This window comes from Streptomyces sp. TRM49041, from assembly GCF_008271805.1.
Taxonomy (GTDB): Bacteria; Actinomycetota; Actinomycetes; order Streptomycetales; family Streptomycetaceae; genus Streptomyces.
Window position 1 is genome coordinate 195930 of the sequence record NZ_VSRY01000147.1, and the last position, 18051, is coordinate 213980.

The following is an 18051-nucleotide window of genomic DNA, read 5'->3' on the forward strand; positions in this document are numbered from 1 at the left end:
GTCCTACCCTGCGTGTGCGCGCTCACGCGGCTGCCCGCTCGACGTCGGCGGGGGTGATGCCCTTGGTGGAGGCGATCACGGACTTCAGCTTCTTGGAGAGGGCCTCGTAGAACATGCTGAGCGGAAACTCGTCCGGAAGCACGTCGTCGACGAGCTTGCGCGGCGGCTTCGACAGGTCCAGGGCATCGGGGCCCTTGGCCCAGTGGGAGCCGGGGTGCGGGGCGAGGTAGGTGGAGACCAGGTCGTACGCGGCGAACCAGTGGACCAGCTTGGGGCGGTCGATGCCGTCGCGGTACAGCTTCTCGATCTCGGCGCAGAGCTGGTTGGTGACCTCGGGGGCACGGTCCCAGTCGATGTGCAGCGTGTTGTCGGTCCAGCGCACCACGTCGTGCTTGTGGAGGTACGCGAAGAGCAGCTGGCCGCCCAGGCCGTCGTAGTTGCGGACGCGGTCGCCGGTGACCGGGAAGCGGAACATCCGGTCGAACAGGACGGCGTACTGGACGTCCCGGCCGTGCCGGTTGCCCTCGGCCTCCAGCTTCACGGCCTCCTTGAAGGCGGTGAGGTCGCAGCGCAGCTCCTCCAGGCCGTACATCCAGAACGGCTGGCGCTGCTTGATCATGAAGGGGTCGAACGGCAGGTCGCCGTGGCTGTGGGTGCGGTCGTGGACCATGTCCCACAGGACGAACGCCTGCTGGCAGCGCTGCTGGTCGCCGAGCATCTCCTTGATGTCCTCGGGCAGTTCGACGCCCAGGACGTCCACGGCGGCCTCGGTGACGCGACGGAAGCGCGCGGCCTCGCGGTCGCAGAAGATGCCGCCCCAGGTGAACCGCTCGGGGGCCTCGCGGACGGCGACGGTCTCGGGGAAGAGGACGGCCGAGTTGGTGTCGTAGCCCGAGGTGAAGTCCTCGAAGGTGATGCCGCAGAAGAGCGGGTTGTCGTAGCGGGTGGCCTCCAGCTCGGAGAGCCACTCCGGCCACACCATGCGCAGCACCACGGCTTCGAGATTGCGGTCCGGGTTGCCGTTCTGCGTGTACATCGGGAACACGACGAGGTACTGGCGGCCGTCGACCCGCTCGGCGGCGGGGTGGAACTCCATCAGGGAGTCCAGGAAGTCCGGGACGCCGTAGCCGCCGTCGGCCCACTTGCGCAGGTCGGCGACGAGGGCACGGTGATACGCGGCGGCGTGCGGGAGGAGCGGGGAGAGCCGCTCGACGGCCGTCGCGATCCGGTCGAGCGCGGTGTCGGCGTCCGCGCGGGCCGGGGCGTTCTCGGTCTCGAAGTCGATGGAGCCGTCCGCCGACTGCCAGACGCGGATCTCCTCCACGGCATTCTTGAGCTCGGGCCATGCAGGGTGGTCGACCACGCGCGTGTCGATGGACACACCTCCGGCGGCAACGTCATGCACAAGAATTTCCGTCATCTCACTTCCTCCACGGGAGAACCTCGCGTTAAAGCACCGTATCCATCTGAGGTTCTTCACCACAAGGGGCCCCGATGGAAATTATCCTGTCGAGCCCCGTGATCGCCGACATTTTTCCCGTCAGACAGGGGTCGGGGCGCTCGCATCGACCGCGGGAGACATACGCCTCACCGTTCCGCGCACGATGGGTTCCGCTCCGGAGCCGGACGGTTACGCTGCGGTTGGTCCGCGTGGGCAGCCGTGCCGCGCGGGATCCGCCGTCGACGGAAGCGAGAAGACCTTGAGTTTCGTCACCATCGGTCATCGCGGAGTCATGGGTGTCGAACCCGAGAACACCCTGCGCTCCTTCGTCCGCGCCGAGCAGGCGGGGATGGACGCCATCGAACTGGATCTGCACCTGAGCAAGGACGGCGCGCTCGTCGTCATGCACGACGCCGATGTGGACCGGACCACGGACGGGACCGGTCCGATCGCCGACAAGACGCTCGCCGAGCTGCGCGAGCTGGACGCCGGGATGGGCGAGCGGGTCCCGGTCTTCGACGAGGTGCTGGAGACGGTGGCCTCCCCGCTCCAGGCGGAGATCAAGGACGTGGCGGCCGCGCGGGCGCTGGCCGAGGTGATGCACCGGCGCGACCTGATCGGCCGGGTCGAGGTGTCGTCGTTCCACGACGCGGCCGTCGCGGAGATCACCCGGCTGGTCCCCGGGGTACGTACGGTGCTGATCGCCAGCCGCTGGGGGCCGGACATCGTGGAGCGCGCCCTCACGGTCGGCGCGGACGGGGTGGCGCTGAACATGCGCCGCCTGACCCTGGAGACCGCCGAGCGGTCCCGCGCCGCCGGCCTGCGCGTCATCGGCTGGGTGGTCAACACCCCGCAGCACCTGCGTCTGGCCCGCGCCCTGGAGCTCGACGGCGCCACGACCGACTACCCGGAGATCCGGCGCACGTGCCGGTTCATCGCCTGACCCCGCGCCTCTCCCGCACGGGGCCCCTCCCCCACCGCGCGCCCCGCGCCCGCTGCCGCCGTGTGCGGTGCCGCGTGGGGCGTGCGGCACGGAGTCGGCCGTGTCCCATGTGTAGCCGGTGCCTCTCGGGGAACCCGCGTGGCTGGATTTTGCCGTGTTCGGCATGAATCCTGGACGGACAGGCACGGACTGGGATATCTGGGACGGTCACATATGAGCAGCGGCTTCGTCGGACCCGAGGGCTTCGGCCCCGACCCGTTCAGTGAGTTTCTGGCCCGCCTGTTCGGGGGCACCCCGGCCTCCTCGGCGGCACGCCGGGGTCCCCGGTACAGCGACATCGCCCGCATGATGAGCGAACCCGCCCGCCGCATGGTGGACGACGCCGCCTCGTACGCGGCGGAGCACGGCAGCGCGGACCTGGAGACCGAGCACCTGCTGCGCGCCGCACTCGACACCGAGCCGACACGGGACCTGGTGTTCCGCGCCGGCGCCGACCCCGACGAGCTGATCGCGGAGATCGACCGGACGGCCGGCGAGGGACCTCCGCAGTCCCGGATCGCCGTCACGCCCGCGGTCAAACGCGCCCTCCTGGACGCCCACGACCTGGCGCGGCACATCGGCGCCTCCTACATCGGCCCGGAGCATGTGCTGGCCGCGCTGGCCGCCAACCCGGACTCGGCGGCGGGCCGCATCCTGCGCGCGGCCAGGTTCGACCCGGGCTCCGTCCCGGGCCCGCCGTCGGGGCCGTCCGGACAGCGCGGCGCCCCGTCCGGCGGCTGGGAGAACACCGCCGCCGACCAGCGCCCGGCACCGCAGCGGGGCACACCCACCCTCGACAAGTACGGGCGCGACCTCACCGACCTGGCCCGCGCGGGCCGTGTCGACCCGGTCATCGGCCGGGAGCTGGAGATCGAGCAGACCATCGAGGTGCTCTCCCGGCGGGGCAAGAACAACCCCGTCCTGATCGGTGACGCCGGTGTCGGCAAGACCGCCGTCGTCGAGGGCCTCGCCCAGCGCATCGCCGACGGCGACGTACCCGACACCCTCTCCGGCCGCCGCGTCGTCGCCCTCGACATGACGGGCGTCGTCGCCGGCACCCGCTACCGCGGCGACTTCGAGGAGCGCATGACCGCCATCATCGACGAGGTGCGGGCGCACTCCGGCGAACTCGTCGTCTTCATCGACGAGCTGCACACGGTCGTCGGGGCCGGCGGCGGTGGCGGCGGTGGCGAGGGCGGCTCGATGGACGCGGGCAACATCCTCAAGCCCGCGCTCGCCCGGGGCGAGATGCATGTCATCGGAGCGACCACGCTGGAGGAGTACCGCCGCCACGTCGAGAAGGACGCGGCGCTCGCCCGCCGCTTCCAGCCCATCCTGGTCCCCGAGCCGAGCCCCGAGGACGCGCTGGAGATCCTCCGAGGCCTGGGCGACCGGTACGAGGCCCACCACCAGGTCCGCTACACCGAGGACGCGCTGCGCGCCGCCGTCGAGCTGTCCGACCGCTATCTCACCGAGCGGTTCCTGCCAGACAAGGCCATCGACCTGATCGACCAGGCCGGGGCCCGGGTGCGGCTGCGCTCCCGGACACAGGACACCGACGTACGCGCCATGGAGCGGGAGGCGGAGCAGCTGACCCGCGACAAGGACCAGGCCGTCGCCGCCGAGCAGTACGAGCGGGCCACCGAGCTGCGTGACCGCATCCAGGAGCTCGAGGCCCGTATCAAGGCCGGCCGCGGCGAACCCCTGATGCGGGACGACCGTGTCCTGGAGGTCACCGCGGAGGACATCGCCCAGGTCGTGAGCCGCCAGACCGGCATCCCCGTCAGCCGGCTCACGCAGGAGGAGAAGGAACGGCTCCTCGGCCTGGAGGCCCATCTGCGGGAGCGGGTCATCGGCCAGGACGAGGCGGTCGCCGCGGTCTCCGAGGCGGTGCTGCGCTCCCGGGCCGGCCTCGCGGACCCCCGCCGCCCCATCGGCAGCTTCCTGTTCCTCGGGCCGACCGGCGTCGGCAAGACCGAGCTGGCCCGCGCCCTCTCGGACGCGCTGTTCGGCAGCGAGGAGCGCATGGTGCGGCTCGACATGAGCGAGTTCCAGGAGCGGCACACCGTCAGCAGGCTGGTCGGCGCCCCGCCCGGATACGTGGGTCACGAGGAGGCCGGACAGCTCACCGAGGCGGTGCGCCGCCACCCGTACTCGCTGCTCCTCCTCGACGAGGTGGAGAAGGCCCACCCGGACGTGTTCAACATCCTGCTCCAGGTGCTGGACGACGGGCGGCTGACCGACTCGCAGGGCCGCACCGTCGACTTCAAGAACACCGTCATCGTCATGACCAGCAACCTCGGCTCCGAGGCCATCGGCTCGGGCCGGGGCGTGCTCGGGTTCGGAGCGGACGCGGCGGCCGACGAGTCCGCGACCCGGGACCGGGTGCTGCGCCCGCTGCGCGAGCACTTCCGTCCCGAGTTCCTCAACCGCATCGATGAGATCGTCATCTTCCGCCGCCTGGAGGAGACGCAGCTGCGGCAGATCACCGACCTGCTGCTGGAGGAGACCCGGCGCAGGCTGCGGGCCCAGGAGGTGACGGTGGACTTCGCACCGGAGGCCGTCGACTGGCTGGCCCGACAGGGCTACGAGCCGGAGTACGGCGCCCGTCCGCTGCGCCGCACGATCCAGCGGGAGGTAGACAACGAGCTCTCCCGGCTGCTCCTCGACGGGCGGCTCCCGGTCGGCGGCCGGGTCCGCGTGGACGTCACGGACGGCAAGCTGGACTTCCGTACGGAACCGGAGGCCGGTGCGGAGCCGGAGGCCGCGGGCGGTGTCAGCCCAGCTCCTTGACCAGCAGCTCGAACCGGAGGTCGGCGCGGCGCGGCACTCCGAAGCGCTCGTCGCCGTACGGGAACGGGGTCATCCGTCCCGTACGGCGGTAGCCGCGCCGCTCGTACCAGGCGATCAGCTCGTCGCGGACCGAGATCACCGTCATGTGCATCTGGCGCACGCCCCACTCCGCGCGCGCGAGCCGCTCGGCCTCCGCGAGCACGCGCCGGCCGAGCCCGCCGCCCTGCATCCCGGGGCGGACCGCGAACATGCCGAAGTAGGCGGCGTCACCGCGGTGTTCCAGCTGGCAGCAGGCGACCAGCTCGCCCGCCCGCTCGACGGCCAGGAGGCGGGACCCGGGCGCGGTGATGACCTCGCGGACCCCCTCCGGATCGGTGCGCTGCCCTTCCAGGATGTCGGCCTCCGTGGTCCAGCCGGTCCGGCTGGTGTCACCGCGGTACGCCGACTCGACGAGGGCGACGAGCGCGGACACGTCCGCCTCGACGGCGTCGCGGTAGGTCTCCCCGGCGTCCTGGAGCGGTGCGGTGTCCATCGTCAGCGGTCTCCCATCGGCGTGCGGTTCGCCCACCGAGCCTAACGCGCCCCCTCCGTACGCCCTTGCGCTCGCGTGCGCCCGACGGTGGCGGGCATCGTCCTACGGCCGGATCCGTTCCGTCCCGTCGAAGGGTCGAGGGCCGAGGGGGGTGACCGTGCGGGGACCTGCCGTGGCCGGGTGGCTGCTGGTGGCGCTGTGCGGGGTGACGGGCCTGTACTGCCTGCTGCGGATGCGGCGGTGCGCGGGCGGGCGGCGCCGGGAGGCCGGGAGCGAGGCCGTGATGGGCCTCGGCATGGCCGTGATGGGGGTGCCGGCGGTCGTCGTCGCGCCGCCGGAGTGGTCGTGGGCCGTGTACGCGACGGTGTTCGGCGCGGCGTCGGTGCGGGCCGCGTGGGCGCTGCGGGGCAGCGGTCCGGGGGGCCACCATCTGCACCATCTGGTGGGGTCGCTGGCCATGGTGTACATGGCGGTGCCGGCGGCCGGGTCGGCCGCGGGTGGCGTGCACGCCGGGCACATCGGCCATGTGGGGCACGCGGGGGGCGGGGTTCCGCTCGTCACGGGCGCGCTGCTCGCGTACTACGCGGTGTGGGTGCTGCGCGCGGGGACGCGGCTTGTTCCCCTGGCGGCCACGGCGTCGGGCCCGGCCGCGGCCGGTGAGGGGGAGCCGGAGCTGGCGGACGCCTGCAGGCTGGTCATGGCGGTCGCCATGCTCGCGATGCTGTGCACGGTATGAGCAGAACTCATGGCGGGCGGTGAAGTTCAGAGCGGCGCTCGAAACCGTGGCGTACGTCACTTCCTCCTCGGCGCGTGCCTATGAGCGCCGTCCCGCTCATAGGCTGACGGTATGTGGGTCTCCCTCGCGCTGCTCGCGCTCGGTGTCCTGGCCGGCGCCGTGGCCCCGCGTCTGCTGGCGCGGGCGGACTGGCCGGAGCGTGAGCCGATCGTCGCACTGTGGGTGTGGCAGTGCGTGGTCGCGGCGGTGCTGCTGAGCTTCGCCCTGTCGATGACCTTCAGCGCGGCGGCCGCCTGGCAGGCGGTACGCGGCCAGATGTTCGCCACGGCGCCGGCCGCGGTGGTCGATGCGTACGCGCTCGGCGCGCTCGGCCCCTGGTCGGCGGCGCTCGCGGTGGCCCTGGCGTGCGGCGGGCTGTGGACCGGCGCGATGCTCACCCGCGAGGTGGGCAGGGCCCGGGCACGGCGGAGGCGGCAGCGGGCCGAACTCCTGGTGCGCGCCCCCCTCTTGCCGGACGAGGAGGCCGGTTCCAGGCCGCTGGTGCTGCTGGAGGGCGACCGCCCCGGCGCCTGGTGGATGCCCGGCACGGCGCCCCAACTGATCATCACCACTGCCGCGTTGCGCCGTCTGAAGGGCCGCCAGCTGGACGCGGTGCTGGCCCATGAGCAGGGGCACGCCCGGGCCCGGCACGACTGGCTGCTGCACTGCGCGTCGGCGCTGGCCGAGGGGTTCCCGCGCATTCCCGTGTTCGCGGCGTTCCGGGCCGAGATGCACCGGCTGGTGGAGCTGGCCGCCGACGACTCGGCCTCCAAGCGGTACGGGCGGCTGACGATCGCGCTGGCGCTGGTCGGGCTCAATGAGGACCGGGGCGTGTTCGGGCCGTGCCCCACGCCCCACGCCCATGTGCCGCAGCGTGTGAACCGGCTGCTGACGGCCGAGCCGCGGCTCACTCCCGGGCGGCGGCTGCGCCTGACAGCGGCGGCCGCGCTCGTACCGGCCGTTCCCCTGGCCGTGGCCCTGGCACCGGGGCTGAGCGCGCTGGCCTAGTAGCCAGGGAGTGTCCGGCGGATCATGCCGACATCCGAGCCGGGTGCCCTTGTCCCGCGGCCCAGGCATGATCCGCCGGACACGACCTCGACGGCGCTGTCGCGGCGATGCCGCGACGCTCGGCGGGCAGGATGCCTCCATGCCCTCACCCACGTACACACCCGTCACTCCCGTCCCACTCGCCCGCGCCGTCGTGGGGGCGGTGGGGAGCGGGGCCGCGGCGGTGGCTCTCACTCTGCTCGTGGTCGTCGAGTGGGGTCCGCTGATCGCGTTCGACCGGACGGTGGCCGAGGAGTTACACGCGTCCGCGGTACGCCGTCCCGTTCTCACCCGGGGCACGCGGGTGCTGTCCGACTGGGTGTGGGATCCGTGGACGCTGCGCGCCCTGCTGGCGGTCGCGGCGATCGCGCTGTGGCGGCGCGGGGAGCGGGGGCTCGTCTGGCTGTCGGCGGTGGCGGGCGTGGTGGCGGCGGTCGTGGTGCAGGGGCTGAAGGCGGTGGCGGGGCGGGCGCGGCCGTGGTGGCCGGACCCGGTGGACTCGGCGGACTTCGGGGCGTTCCCGTCCGGTCACGCGATGACGGCGGCGGTGGTGTGCGGGCTGCTGTGGTGGCTGGCCGCTCGAGTGGCGCACCGGAATGTGGTGCGGTTGGTGGCCTGGGCAGGGGCGGTGTCGGTGCTGGGCGTGGGGCTGACCCGGCTGTACCTGGGGGTGCACTGGGCGTCGGACGTGGTGGGCGGCTGGCTGCTGGGCGGCTGTGTGGTGGCCGCGGCGGTGGTCGCGTACGAGCGGCGGAGAACGGCCGTGGAGGGCGCCCTCGCGCGGTGATGGACCGCCGCCCGGCGATGGGCCGGAGGCGAGAGCCGGGGGCTGCGGCTTGTGTGGATGTGTGCCACCGCGGACCAGGCGATCCCCCGCGTCGCCCGGTCCGGATGACACACAGCCCCCTCACCGACGACGCGGTGCGTGTCGGCGAGGACGCTCTGAGTATATTGGCTGGGAGCCAGTCAACGCAGGAGATAAGCATGTGCCCGCGGAGCGCATCGGTCAATGAAGAGCTCCGGCGGCGCTCCCGGGAGCGACTCCTCCAGGCGACGGTCGAACTGGTGGCCGAGCGTGGGTACGAGGCCACGACGCTCGCGGACATCGCCGACCGGGCCGGTTCGGCGCGCGGTCTGGTCTCGTACTACTTCCCCGGCAAGCGGCAGCTCCTCCAGTCGGCCGTCCACCGGCTGATGCACCGGACGCTGGCGGCGGCCCTGGAACGGGAGCCGCGTACCGACGACGGCCGGGAGCGGCTGGCCCGGGCCGTCGACGCGATCCTCGGCCTGGCGGTGGAGCAGCCGATGCTGATGCGGACGCACATGGCGGGGATCCTCCAGGCGGAGGGGTTCGTACGGTGTCCGGAGCAGCAGCGGCTCGCGGGGCTGTTGCGGGACACGGTGGAGCGGTACGGGTCGCGGGACGTGGACACGGACTACCCGCTGCTGCGGGCGCTGTTGATGGGCGCGGTCTTCGCGATACTGCTGCCGGGCGCGCCGATGCCGCACGCACGGCTCCGGGCGGAGCTGTTCCAGCGGTACGGGCTCGACTGGGAGCTGGGCGTTCCACCGGACGGAGGACAGCCGTGAGCCGTTGACCGAGGCGCCGCGGGCACGGCGGTGACGGCCGTGTGGGCCCGTCCGGCCGCGGTGGGGCTCGTACGGACCCTCCCGTCCGTCGGGTCCCGGTGGGATGCTGGAAGCCTCCGCGGGAAGGAGCGCGGCCGTGCTTCGTGTCGCCGTGGTCGGTTCGGGCCCCAGCGGGGTCTACACCGCCCAGTCACTGGTCGAGCAGACCCTGGTGCCCGACATACAGGTCCATGTGCTCGACCGGCTGCCGTGTCCGTACGGGCTCGTGCGCTACGGCGTGGCGCCCGACCACGAGAAGATCAAGTCCCTGCAGAGGAACCTCCGTACGATCCTGGAGCACGAGCGGATCGGGTTCGTCGGCAATGTCGGCGTCGGCACGGCCGAGCTCACGCCGGGGCGGCTGCTGGAGCTGTACCACGCGGTCGTGTACTGCGTGGGCGCCGCGCGGGACCGTCGGCTCGGCGTGCCCGGGGAGGACCTGGCGGGCAGCTGCTCGGCGACCGACTTCGTGTCCTGGTACAGCGCGCACCCGGACGCGTCCGCGTTCGGCTTCGCCCTGGACGGCCGGTCGGCGGTGGTGATCGGCGTCGGCAACGTGGCCGTCGACGTGACCCGGGTCCTGGCCCGGGGGCCGGACGAGCTGCGTCCCACGGATGTGCCGCAGGGCGCCCTGGGCGCGCTGTCGGCGAGCGGGGTCCGCGAGGTGCACATGGTGGGCCGGCGCGGCCCGTCCCAGGCCCGGTTCACCACCAAGGAGCTCCGCGAACTGGGCGCACTGCCCACCGCGCGCGTGGGGGTGGAACCGGCCGACCTGGCGCTCGACCCGGCGTACGCGGACCCGTCCGGGCTGCCGGCCGTGAACCGGCGGAACGTCGAGGTCGTCCGTGGCTGGGCGACGGCACAGCGCGCCGTGGAGCCCGCCGAGCGGTTCATCAGGCTGCGCTTCTTCCTGCGGCCGGTGGAGATCCTGGGCGAGGGCGCCCGGGTGGCCGCGGTGCGGTTCGAGCGCACGGTGCCGGACGGTACGGGCGGCGTGCGGGGCACGGGTGCGTACGAGGACATCGAGGCGCAGCTGGTGCTGCGGGCGGTCGGCTACCGGGGCGCGCCGCCGGAGGGACTGCCGTTCGACCCGACGCGCGGGACGGTCCCGCACGCCGCGGGGCGGGTGCTGCGGGACGGGACTCCGTCGCTGGGCGAGTACGTGGCCGGATGGATCAAGCGGGGCCCGAGCGGGGTGATCGGCACGAACCGCCCCTGCGCCAAGGAGACCGCCGCCTCGGTGCTCCACGACGCCTCGCTGCTGGCCCGGCGCACGGTGGCCGACGACCCGCTCGCGGCCCTCCGGGCCTGGGGTCAGAGTCCGGTCGAGTGGCCGGGCTGGCTCTCCATCGAGGAGGCGGAAGAGGCCCTGGGCCGCACGCTCGGCCGGGGCTCCGTGAAGATCCCGGACTGGCCGGGGCTGCTCTCCGCGGCGACGGACGGCCACTGACGCGACCGGGCACCTGACGCGGCCGGGCACCTGGCGCGGCCGGGGCCGAGCCCGGCGAGGGCGAGCCGGACCGGCCTGAGCCAGCCGGGTGTACCCCGCTGACCTGCGGCGGGGGTGTTCCGGCGGCCGTTGTCAGTGGGCGGGTGCAGACTGGCCCGTATCCGCGACAACGGCGTCCTGGAGGTGTCGGCCATGACCGATGTACTGCTGACCGTAGGCACCCGCAAGGGACTCTTCGTCGGCCGTCGCCGAAAAGGCGACTGGGAGTTCGAGGGGCCCCACTTCAACGCGCAGGCCGTGTACTCGATCGGTATCGACCTGCGGCGGAGCACGCCCAGGCTGCTGGTCGGCGGGGACAGTCTGCACTGGGGCCCGTCCGTGTTCCACTCCGACGACCTGGGTGTCACCTGGACGGAACCGCCGGCGCCCGCCGTGAAGTTCCCGCAGGACACGGGCGCCTCGCTGGAGCGCGTCTGGCAGCTGCACCCGGCGGGCCCGGCGGCGCCCGGCGTGGTGTACGCGGGGACGGAGCCTGCCGCGCTGTTCCGGTCGACGGACGAGGGCGAGACGTTCGAGCTGGTGCGGCCCCTGTGGGAGCACCCGACGCGGTCGCGGTGGCAGCCGGGCGGAGGCGGCGAGGCGCTGCACACGGTCGTCACGGACCCGCGCGACCCGGACGCGGTGACGGTCGCGGTGTCGACGGCCGGGGTGTTCCGCACCCTGGACGGGGGCAGGACGTGGTCGCCGTCGAACGACGGGGTGTCCGCGGTGTTCCTGCCCGACCCGCACCCGAAGTTCGGCCAGTGCGTGCACAAGATCGCGCAGGACGCGGGCGACCCGGACCGGCTGTATCTGCAGAACCACTGGGGTGTGTACCGCAGCGACGACTCGGGCGTCTCGTGGACCGACATCGGCGCCGGCCTGCCCTCCGACTTCGGCTTCGCCACCGTCGCGCACCCGCGCCACGCCGACATCGCCTACGTCTTCCCGATCAACGCGGACTCCGACCGGGTGCCGGCGGAGCGGCGGTGCCGTGTCTACCGTACGAGTGACGCGGGCGGCAGCTGGGAGGCGCTGTCGGCGGGGCTGCCCGAGGGCGACCATTACGGCACGGTGCTGCGGGACGCGATGTGCACGGACGGCGCGGACCCGGCGGGCGTCTACTTCGGCAACCGTAACGGCGAGCTGTACGCCAGCGCCGACGACGGCGACAGCTGGCGGCTGCTGGCCTCACATCTGCCCGATGTGCTCTGCGTACGGGCGGCGGTAGTCGAGTGACGGGAGGGGGCGGTTGCGCCAGTAGAGTGACGGCCGTGGCAGCACGACCGTTGAAAGAAATCGTCGAGCCGGGCTGGGCCGACGCCCTCGCCCCCGTGGCCGAACGCATCGCCGCCATGGGGGACTTCCTCCGTGCGGAGATCGCCGCGGGGCGCACCTATCTCCCGGCCGGGCCGAATGTCCTGCGCGCGTTCCAGCAGCCGTTCGACGAGGTGAAAGTCCTGATCGTCGGCCAGGACCCGTATCCGACACCGGGGCACGCGGTGGGGCTCAGCTTCTCGGTGGCGCCGGATGTACGGCCGCTACCGGGGAGCCTGGAGAACATCTTCCGCGAACTCCACAACGACCTGGGCCTGCAGCGCCCGTCCAACGGCGATCTGACGCCGTGGACCGGGCAGGGGGTGCTGCTGCTCAACAGGGCGCTGACGACGGCGCCCCGCAAGCCGGGCGCGCACCGCGGCAAGGGCTGGGAGGAGGTCACCGAACAGGCCATCAGGGCCCTTGTGGCACGCGGCAAGCCCTTGGTGTCCGTGCTGTGGGGGCGGGACGCCCGGAACCTGCGGCCGCTGCTCGGCGACCTCCCGGCCATCGAGTCGGCACACCCCTCCCCCATGTCCGCGGACCGCGGTTTCTTCGGCTCCCGGCCGTTCAGCCGCACGAACGAGCTGCTGGTACGTCAGGGGGCGCAGCCGGTCGACTGGCGCCTGCCATGACGGCAACCCGCCTGTGGGTGCTCGGCGTCGACTCGGGCGGGTCGGGGCTGCGGGTCGCCCTGGGGCGGGGTGCGCGGGGCGGCGGTGCCGTGGAGACGGTGGCGACCCGGGCCTTCGAGGAACCGGTGCCGACGGGCCCTGCGGGAATCGACGCGGCACGGCTGCTGAAGCGACTGGTCCCCGCCGCCGAGAGCCTGCTCGCGGCGGCGGGCGCGGCCGGGGGCGCCGGTGCGGCGACCTTGGGTGCCGGAGCGGCGACCTTGGGTGCCGGAGCGGACGGTAACGGTCCCGGGCGGGGGTTGCGGGATGGACGACTGGGGTCCCCCCTGTCGAGTGAGGCCGTGCCCCGGAGAGAGGCCGGCACAGCACGAAGTGCGCCCTCACCCGGGGATGCCGGTGCGGTCGGCGGCCCGCCGGTCCTCGCTGCCGTGGCCGTGGGCGCCGCCGGTATGGCCGGGCTAGGTGACGAGTTGCGCGCCGTGGTGCCCGGTGCACTGCGGGATGCGCTGAGGGTCGGGCGCGTCGCGCTGGCCTCCGACGCCGTCACCGCGTACGCGGGGGCGCTCGGGCAGCGGCCGGGGACGATGGTCGCCGCGGGGACCGGGGTTGTCGCGCTCGGCACGGATCTGACGTGCTGGCGCCGCGCGGACGGCTGGGGGCACCTGCTGGGCGACAGCGGCAGCGGCGCCTGGATCGGCCGCGCGGGTCTCGAGGCGGCCCTGCGCGCCCACGACGGGCGACGCGGCGGCTCCCCCGCGCTTCTGGGCCGAGCCGAGGCCGTGTTCGGGCCCGTGGCCGGCCTTCCGGGCCTGCTGTACCCGCGCCAGGACCGGGCCGCCGTGCTGGCGTCGTTCGCGCCGGAGGTGGCGCGGTGCGCGGCGGACGACGCGGTGGCGGCCGGCATCCTGGCGCGGGCGGCGCGGCACATCGCGGAGGCGGCGGCCGCCGTGCACCCGCCGGGCGGCGCGGGCGACGTGGCCCTGACGGGTGGTCTGTTCCGAGTCGGCGAGCCCCTTCTCGTACCCCTGCGCGCGGAGTTGGCGGAGCAACTGCCGGGCGCCCGGCCGGTGCCGTCGGCCGGGGACCCGCTCACCGGCGCGCTCGCGGTCGCGGCCGCGCTCGCCACCGGCGCGCTGGCGCTCCCCAGGGAGCCTGGATTGCTGGACACTTTCGGCGGCTGACCGGCGCATCGGACAAACCTGCGCATAGGGAGCGGGAATGCCCCCTCCCCGAACAGCGGGGCGGACAAAACCAGTAGCATGCGGCGCCATGAGCTCCCCCACTGGGCCCGCTGGCCTGCCTGTACGAATGCCACGCCCCCGCCAGTCCGGGCGGCACCGTCGCCCCGAACCCCTGGCGGCGCCCGAGGGCGCGCCCGCACTCGTCCTCGCCGTCCCCGGCGAGCCTTCCGCCGCTGTGCGCAGCCTGGCGGAAGAGCTCGTGAGCATCGCGCGCTCCGAGCTGCCCGGCCTGGAGGCCGGCATCGGTTTCCTGGACGGGGACGACACCGAATACGCCTCGCTGGCGGGTGTCCTGAGGGAGGCCGCGGCGCTCCGCGTGCAGCGGTACGAGCTGGCCAGGGCGGCGGGCCGCGAGGTCGCCGAGCCCGAGGGCCCGGCCGCCGTCGTGGTGCCGCTGCTGGTCGGCCCCGACGCCGCCCTGATGGGCCGCATACAGCAGGCGGTGGCCGACAGCGGCGCCCCCGCCGAGCTGACCGATGTGCTGGGCCCGCACCCGCTGCTCGCCGAGGCGCTCCATGTGCGCCTCTCGGAGGCCGGCCTGGCCCGCGCCGACCGTGCGCGGCTGTTCACCGTCGCGACGGCGGCGGACGGCATCGTGCTGGCGACGACGGGTGGCGCCGAGGCCGTCCAGGCGGCCGGTATCACCGGCATGCTGCTGGCGGCGCGGCTCGCCGTGCCCGTGATCGCGGCCGCGCTGGACCAGGACGGCTCGGTGGCGGCGGTCGCCGAGCAGCTGCGCGGCTCCGGCTCGGTACAGCTGGCCCTCGCCCCTTACCTGGTCGGCCCGGAGGCGCCCGCCGGACTGCTGGAGGACGCGGCCAAGGAGGCGGACTGCTCGGTGGCCGAGTCGCTGGGCGCCTATCCGGCGGTCGGCAAGCTGGTGCTGTCGCAGTACATGACGCTGCTCGGCATCTCGCCGCAGCAGCCGGGGACTCCGGTCCGCTGACGGCCCCGGAGGCCGGGAGACCCGTCGGAAGACCTGTCGGGACACCTGTCGGGACACCTGTCGGGACACCTGTCGGGACACCTGTCGGGACACCTGTCGGGACACCTGTCGGGATACCTGTACGGAGGGCCCGCACCGCGCGTGAGCGGCGGTGCGGGCCCTCCGTGTGTCAGCCGAGGACCACGCAGGAAGCCGCAGGTGCCGCCACCGCGCCCGCACGGGACGGCACCCCGGTCCCCGGGTCGATGTCGAACCCGGTGACGTCGCCCGAGCGCTCGTTGGCCACGTACAGGCGCCGCCCATCGGGGTCCAGGGCGAGGTCCCTGGGCCAGTGGCCGCCGCACGGCACCGTGGCGGCCAGTCGAGGCCGCTCGTGGCTCCCGTCGAGCTCCAGGACGGCGATGGTGTCGTCGCCGCGCACGGCGGCCCACACGTGCCGCCCGTCGGGGCTCACGGCGACGCCGGACGGATAGCCCACGCCCTGGGCGCCCGGCGGCCGCACCGGGACGTCGCGCACCGGCACGAGGGTGCCCGTGCGGGCGTCCCAGCGGCACACGGTGAGCGTCGGCGCCAGCTCGGCGAGGACGTAGACGTGGCCGCCGTCCGGATGGAACGCGAGGTGCCGGGGGCCGCTGCCCGGGCGCAACGCGCTCTCGCCGTGGACGGCGAGGGTGCCGGCGGTCTCGTCGAGGACGCAGACCCGTACGGAGTCGGTGCCGAGGTCCACGGTGAGCAGCCATGCTCCGTCGGGCGTGGGCAGCACCTGGTGGGCGTGCGGGGCGGCCTGCCGGTCCGGGTCGGGGCCGGAGCCCCGGTGGCGCACGAGGCCGGTGAGCGGGCCGGGCGCGCCGTCCGGGCCGACGGGGTGCGCGCTGACGCCGCCGGAGCCGTAGTGCGCGGTCACCACATGGCCGGCGGCGTATGCGAGGTGCGTCGGCCCGGAGCCGTGTACGGGCTCGGGGGCGCCGATGAGCCGGGGCACGGGGCCGGAGACGTCGAACGCGGCGACGGCGCCCTCATCGGCCTCGGAGACGGCGTACAGGACCGCGCCGTCGGGCCCTGGCGCCAGGTACGACGGGTCGGCGACCGCGTCCGTCGAGCCCGTCGGCGTCAGGGCGCCGGTCGCGGGGTCGACGGTGGCGGCGGTGACGCCCAGGCCCCCCGCGGAGGTGAAGGAGCCGATGAAGGCCCGCCGCCCCGCGCGCCCCGCTCCACCGGTTCCGCTCGGCGCCTCGTCGGCTCCGCGCCGCTCACCCCGACGCCCTTGTCGCTCCACCGCGCTGCCCCTCCCGGTCGGCCGGTCCCGCCATGAGGCCATGAGGCCATGACGGGGCCGACGCTAGCAGCTGCGGTCTAGACCAAAGCTGCGGATGTGTGGATCGGAAGGCCGGGAGCTCAGGAGGTCAGGAGCGGACCAGTGGCGAGCGGGGCGCGGTACGGAGCGGTCCGTCGAGCTGGACGAGCAGCCGCTCCAGGCCCTGCAGATGGGCAAGCGCCGGTGCGGCGCCCACCGGCTCGGCGGACGGGCCGTAAGCGGGCCGGTCCGGAGCCTCCGTCTCCTTGGCAGCGCCCGCGGTGTCCAGGCCCTCCAGCGCCCGCTCGCGCCGCATCAGCGCCTCCACCGCGGCCTCGACCCGCCAGCAGGCCGCCGCGAGCCGGGCGTCGTGGCTCGCGTCCGGGTCGGCGGCCACGGCGGCGAGACCGCGCACCTCGCGGGCGCAGTCGTCCAGCAGGGCGAGGACCTGCAGCGCGCGGGCCTTGCGGGCGCGCAACGGGCTCAGCGGGTGGACGAGCGGCCCCAGGGAGAGCCGTACACGTCCGAGGAGCAGTTCCAGCTCGGCGGCGTGCGGGGTCGGGTCGGCGGTGGCGGAGCCCGCGAGCCGCTCGGCAGCCTCGGCGGTGCACCGGCGCACGGCGTCCAGCGCGCGCTGGATCCAGGCGTCGTTGTTGGCGTGCGTGGTGACGGGCAGCACGAACGTCACGGCGAGGCCCGCGAACAGCGCCCCGACGCCGGTCTCGGCGAGGCGCAGGACGAGCAGGCCGGGCGTGAGCACGCCGAGCAGGCCGTAGAGGAGGCCCGCCATCAGCGTCACGGCGAGCATCATCCAGCTGTACGAGACGGGCGCCGTGTAGAAGATCGCGAAGACACACAGGGCGACGAGGAGGGCGGTCGGCGCGGCCGAGCCGTGCAGCGGCAGCGCGACGAGCAGCCCCACGCCGATGCCGACGACCGTGCCGAGGACACGGCGGAACCCGCGGACCAGGGTCTCGCCGCGCGACGCGGTGTTGACGAAGATCCACCAGGCGGTGCCGACGGCCCAGTACCAGCGGTCCTCGGAGAGGACCTGGCCCACGGCCAGCGCGAAGGCGCAGGCGACGGTCACCTGGAAGGCCTGGCGGGTGGTCGGCCGGGCGAGGCCGCTGCCCGGCAGCGGCGCGGGCGCGGCGGCGGGCGGGGTACGGCGCTCGATGGGCCACAGGACGTACCGCACGAGCCCGGCGGCGGCCAGGCCGAGGCCCACGGCGACGTACAGCTCGGGCAGCTGGGCCGGGGTGGCGTGCAGGAACTGGACCACGAAGTACTGCATGAACGCGAAGATGCCGAGCGCGTGGCCGCGCGGGCCCCAGCGGCGGGCGTACACGCCGCAGAAGACCACGGCCAGGAAGGCGGCGTCGCGGCCGAGCGGCAGACCGTGCAGGGTGGTGGCGAGGGCCAGGGCGGGGAACCCGGCGGCGGGCAGCAGTGCGGTGGTCACCCGCTGCGCGCGGACGGTCGCGTCGATGACGGTGAAGAGCGCGAGCAGCGCGGCGAGGCCGCCGGTGATGGACGCGGTCAGGGAGAGACCGGCCAGCTCGGCGACGGTGACGGCGAGCGCGACGCCGATGACTGCGCGGGTCGCGTTCCTCAGCCTGAGGTGCCCCGGATCCGGAGCTACGAAGATCCTCTTCACGACGGCGTGACCGCCCCCCTGTCTTGCTCACGTCGGGCCGTGGAGGCGCCCGGGGGTGGTGGGCGTCCACAGGCACGACGAAGGCGCCGCGGTCCGGATCCGGCCTCGTTGCCGTCCGGCGCTGCGCGGCGCCGCTGGTGCGTGGATACGGCAAGGAAAGCATCCCGTGGGGCAGTGGCTCAACACATGAGCGGATTACTGGGCCATTGGCCCAGTGCCTCGCGCACCACTACGGCCGGCGGGAGGCCAACGGACCAGACCACGGCGCGGCCG

General features: G+C 74.0%; 15 protein-coding genes. 11 read left to right on the plus strand and 4 right to left on the minus strand.

Features of this window, described 5'->3' with window-relative positions; translation table 11 throughout:
* Positions 1-22 precede the first annotated feature (22 nt).
* The gene (locus FVS66_RS21870) at positions 23-1420 is read right to left on the minus strand and encodes a DUF6421 family protein (protein ID WP_149182876.1); all 1398 of its coding nucleotides are present in this window, start codon (positions 1418-1420) and stop codon (positions 23-25) included.
* Between the two features lie 280 nt (positions 1421-1700).
* On the opposite strand from FVS66_RS21870, the gene FVS66_RS21875 reads away from it, so the two are divergent.
* The gene (locus FVS66_RS21875) at positions 1701-2384 is read left to right on the plus strand and encodes a glycerophosphodiester phosphodiesterase family protein (protein WP_149182877.1); all 684 of its coding nucleotides are present in this window, start codon (positions 1701-1703) and stop codon (positions 2382-2384) included.
* A gap of 213 nt (positions 2385-2597) precedes the next feature.
* The gene (locus FVS66_RS21880) at positions 2598-5216 is read left to right on the plus strand and encodes an ATP-dependent Clp protease ATP-binding subunit (RefSeq protein ID WP_149182878.1); all 2619 of its coding nucleotides are present in this window, start codon (positions 2598-2600) and stop codon (positions 5214-5216) included.
* On the opposite strand, the gene FVS66_RS21885 is transcribed toward FVS66_RS21880, so the two are convergent.
* A complete protein-coding gene (locus tag FVS66_RS21885; protein WP_149182879.1) occupies positions 5200-5748 on the minus strand; it encodes a GNAT family N-acetyltransferase in 549 nt (182 codons plus the stop codon). The two genes, FVS66_RS21880 and FVS66_RS21885, sit on opposite strands and share 17 nt — an antisense overlap.
* A 157-nt stretch (positions 5749-5905) precedes the next feature.
* On the opposite strand from FVS66_RS21885, the gene FVS66_RS21890 reads away from it, so the two are divergent.
* From FVS66_RS21890 to FVS66_RS21930, 9 genes are all read left to right on the plus strand, one after another.
* Complete coding sequence (locus tag FVS66_RS21890) at positions 5906-6484, plus strand: DUF5134 domain-containing protein (protein WP_149182880.1); 579 nt, start codon at positions 5906-5908, stop codon at positions 6482-6484.
* Positions 6485-6595: 111 nt separating this feature from the next.
* Complete coding sequence (locus FVS66_RS21895; RefSeq protein ID WP_149182881.1) at positions 6596-7531, plus strand: M56 family metallopeptidase; 936 nt, start codon at positions 6596-6598, stop codon at positions 7529-7531.
* A 139-nt stretch (positions 7532-7670) separates the two neighbouring features.
* Positions 7671-8357, plus strand: a complete 687-nt coding sequence (locus tag FVS66_RS21900) for a phosphatase PAP2 family protein (RefSeq protein ID WP_149182882.1) — start codon at positions 7671-7673, stop codon at positions 8355-8357.
* Positions 8358-8554: 197 nt separating this feature from the next.
* On the plus strand, positions 8555-9160 hold the full coding sequence (locus FVS66_RS21905; protein ID WP_149182883.1) for a TetR/AcrR family transcriptional regulator: 606 nt from the start codon (positions 8555-8557) through the stop codon (positions 9158-9160).
* Between the two features lie 136 nt (positions 9161-9296).
* The gene (locus tag FVS66_RS21910; RefSeq protein ID WP_149182884.1) at positions 9297-10649 is read left to right on the plus strand and encodes an FAD-dependent oxidoreductase; all 1353 of its coding nucleotides are present in this window, start codon (positions 9297-9299) and stop codon (positions 10647-10649) included.
* Between the two features lie 192 nt (positions 10650-10841).
* Entirely contained in the window at positions 10842-11927 is a 1086-nt protein-coding gene (locus tag FVS66_RS21915; RefSeq protein WP_149182885.1) for a sialidase family protein, read from the plus strand.
* A gap of 35 nt (positions 11928-11962) precedes the next feature.
* Complete coding sequence (locus tag FVS66_RS21920; RefSeq protein WP_149182886.1) at positions 11963-12640, plus strand: uracil-DNA glycosylase; 678 nt, start codon at positions 11963-11965, stop codon at positions 12638-12640.
* The gene (locus FVS66_RS21925) at positions 12637-13821 is read left to right on the plus strand and encodes a BadF/BadG/BcrA/BcrD ATPase family protein (protein WP_149182887.1); all 1185 of its coding nucleotides are present in this window, start codon (positions 12637-12639) and stop codon (positions 13819-13821) included. The genes FVS66_RS21920 and FVS66_RS21925 overlap by 4 nt, the downstream gene beginning before the upstream one ends.
* Positions 13822-13909: 88 nt before the next feature.
* The gene (locus tag FVS66_RS21930) at positions 13910-14827 is read left to right on the plus strand and encodes a hypothetical protein (protein WP_149182888.1); all 918 of its coding nucleotides are present in this window, start codon (positions 13910-13912) and stop codon (positions 14825-14827) included.
* Between the two features lie 169 nt (positions 14828-14996).
* Here the strand turns inward: FVS66_RS21930 and FVS66_RS21935 are convergent, their stop codons facing one another.
* A complete protein-coding gene (locus FVS66_RS21935; protein WP_262387148.1) occupies positions 14997-16010 on the minus strand; it encodes a lactonase family protein in 1014 nt (337 codons plus the stop codon).
* Positions 16011-16230: 220 nt separating this feature from the next.
* Positions 16231-17778, minus strand: a complete 1548-nt coding sequence (locus FVS66_RS21940; RefSeq protein ID WP_149182890.1) for an FUSC family protein — start codon at positions 17776-17778, stop codon at positions 16231-16233.
* Positions 17779-18051 lie beyond the last annotated feature (273 nt).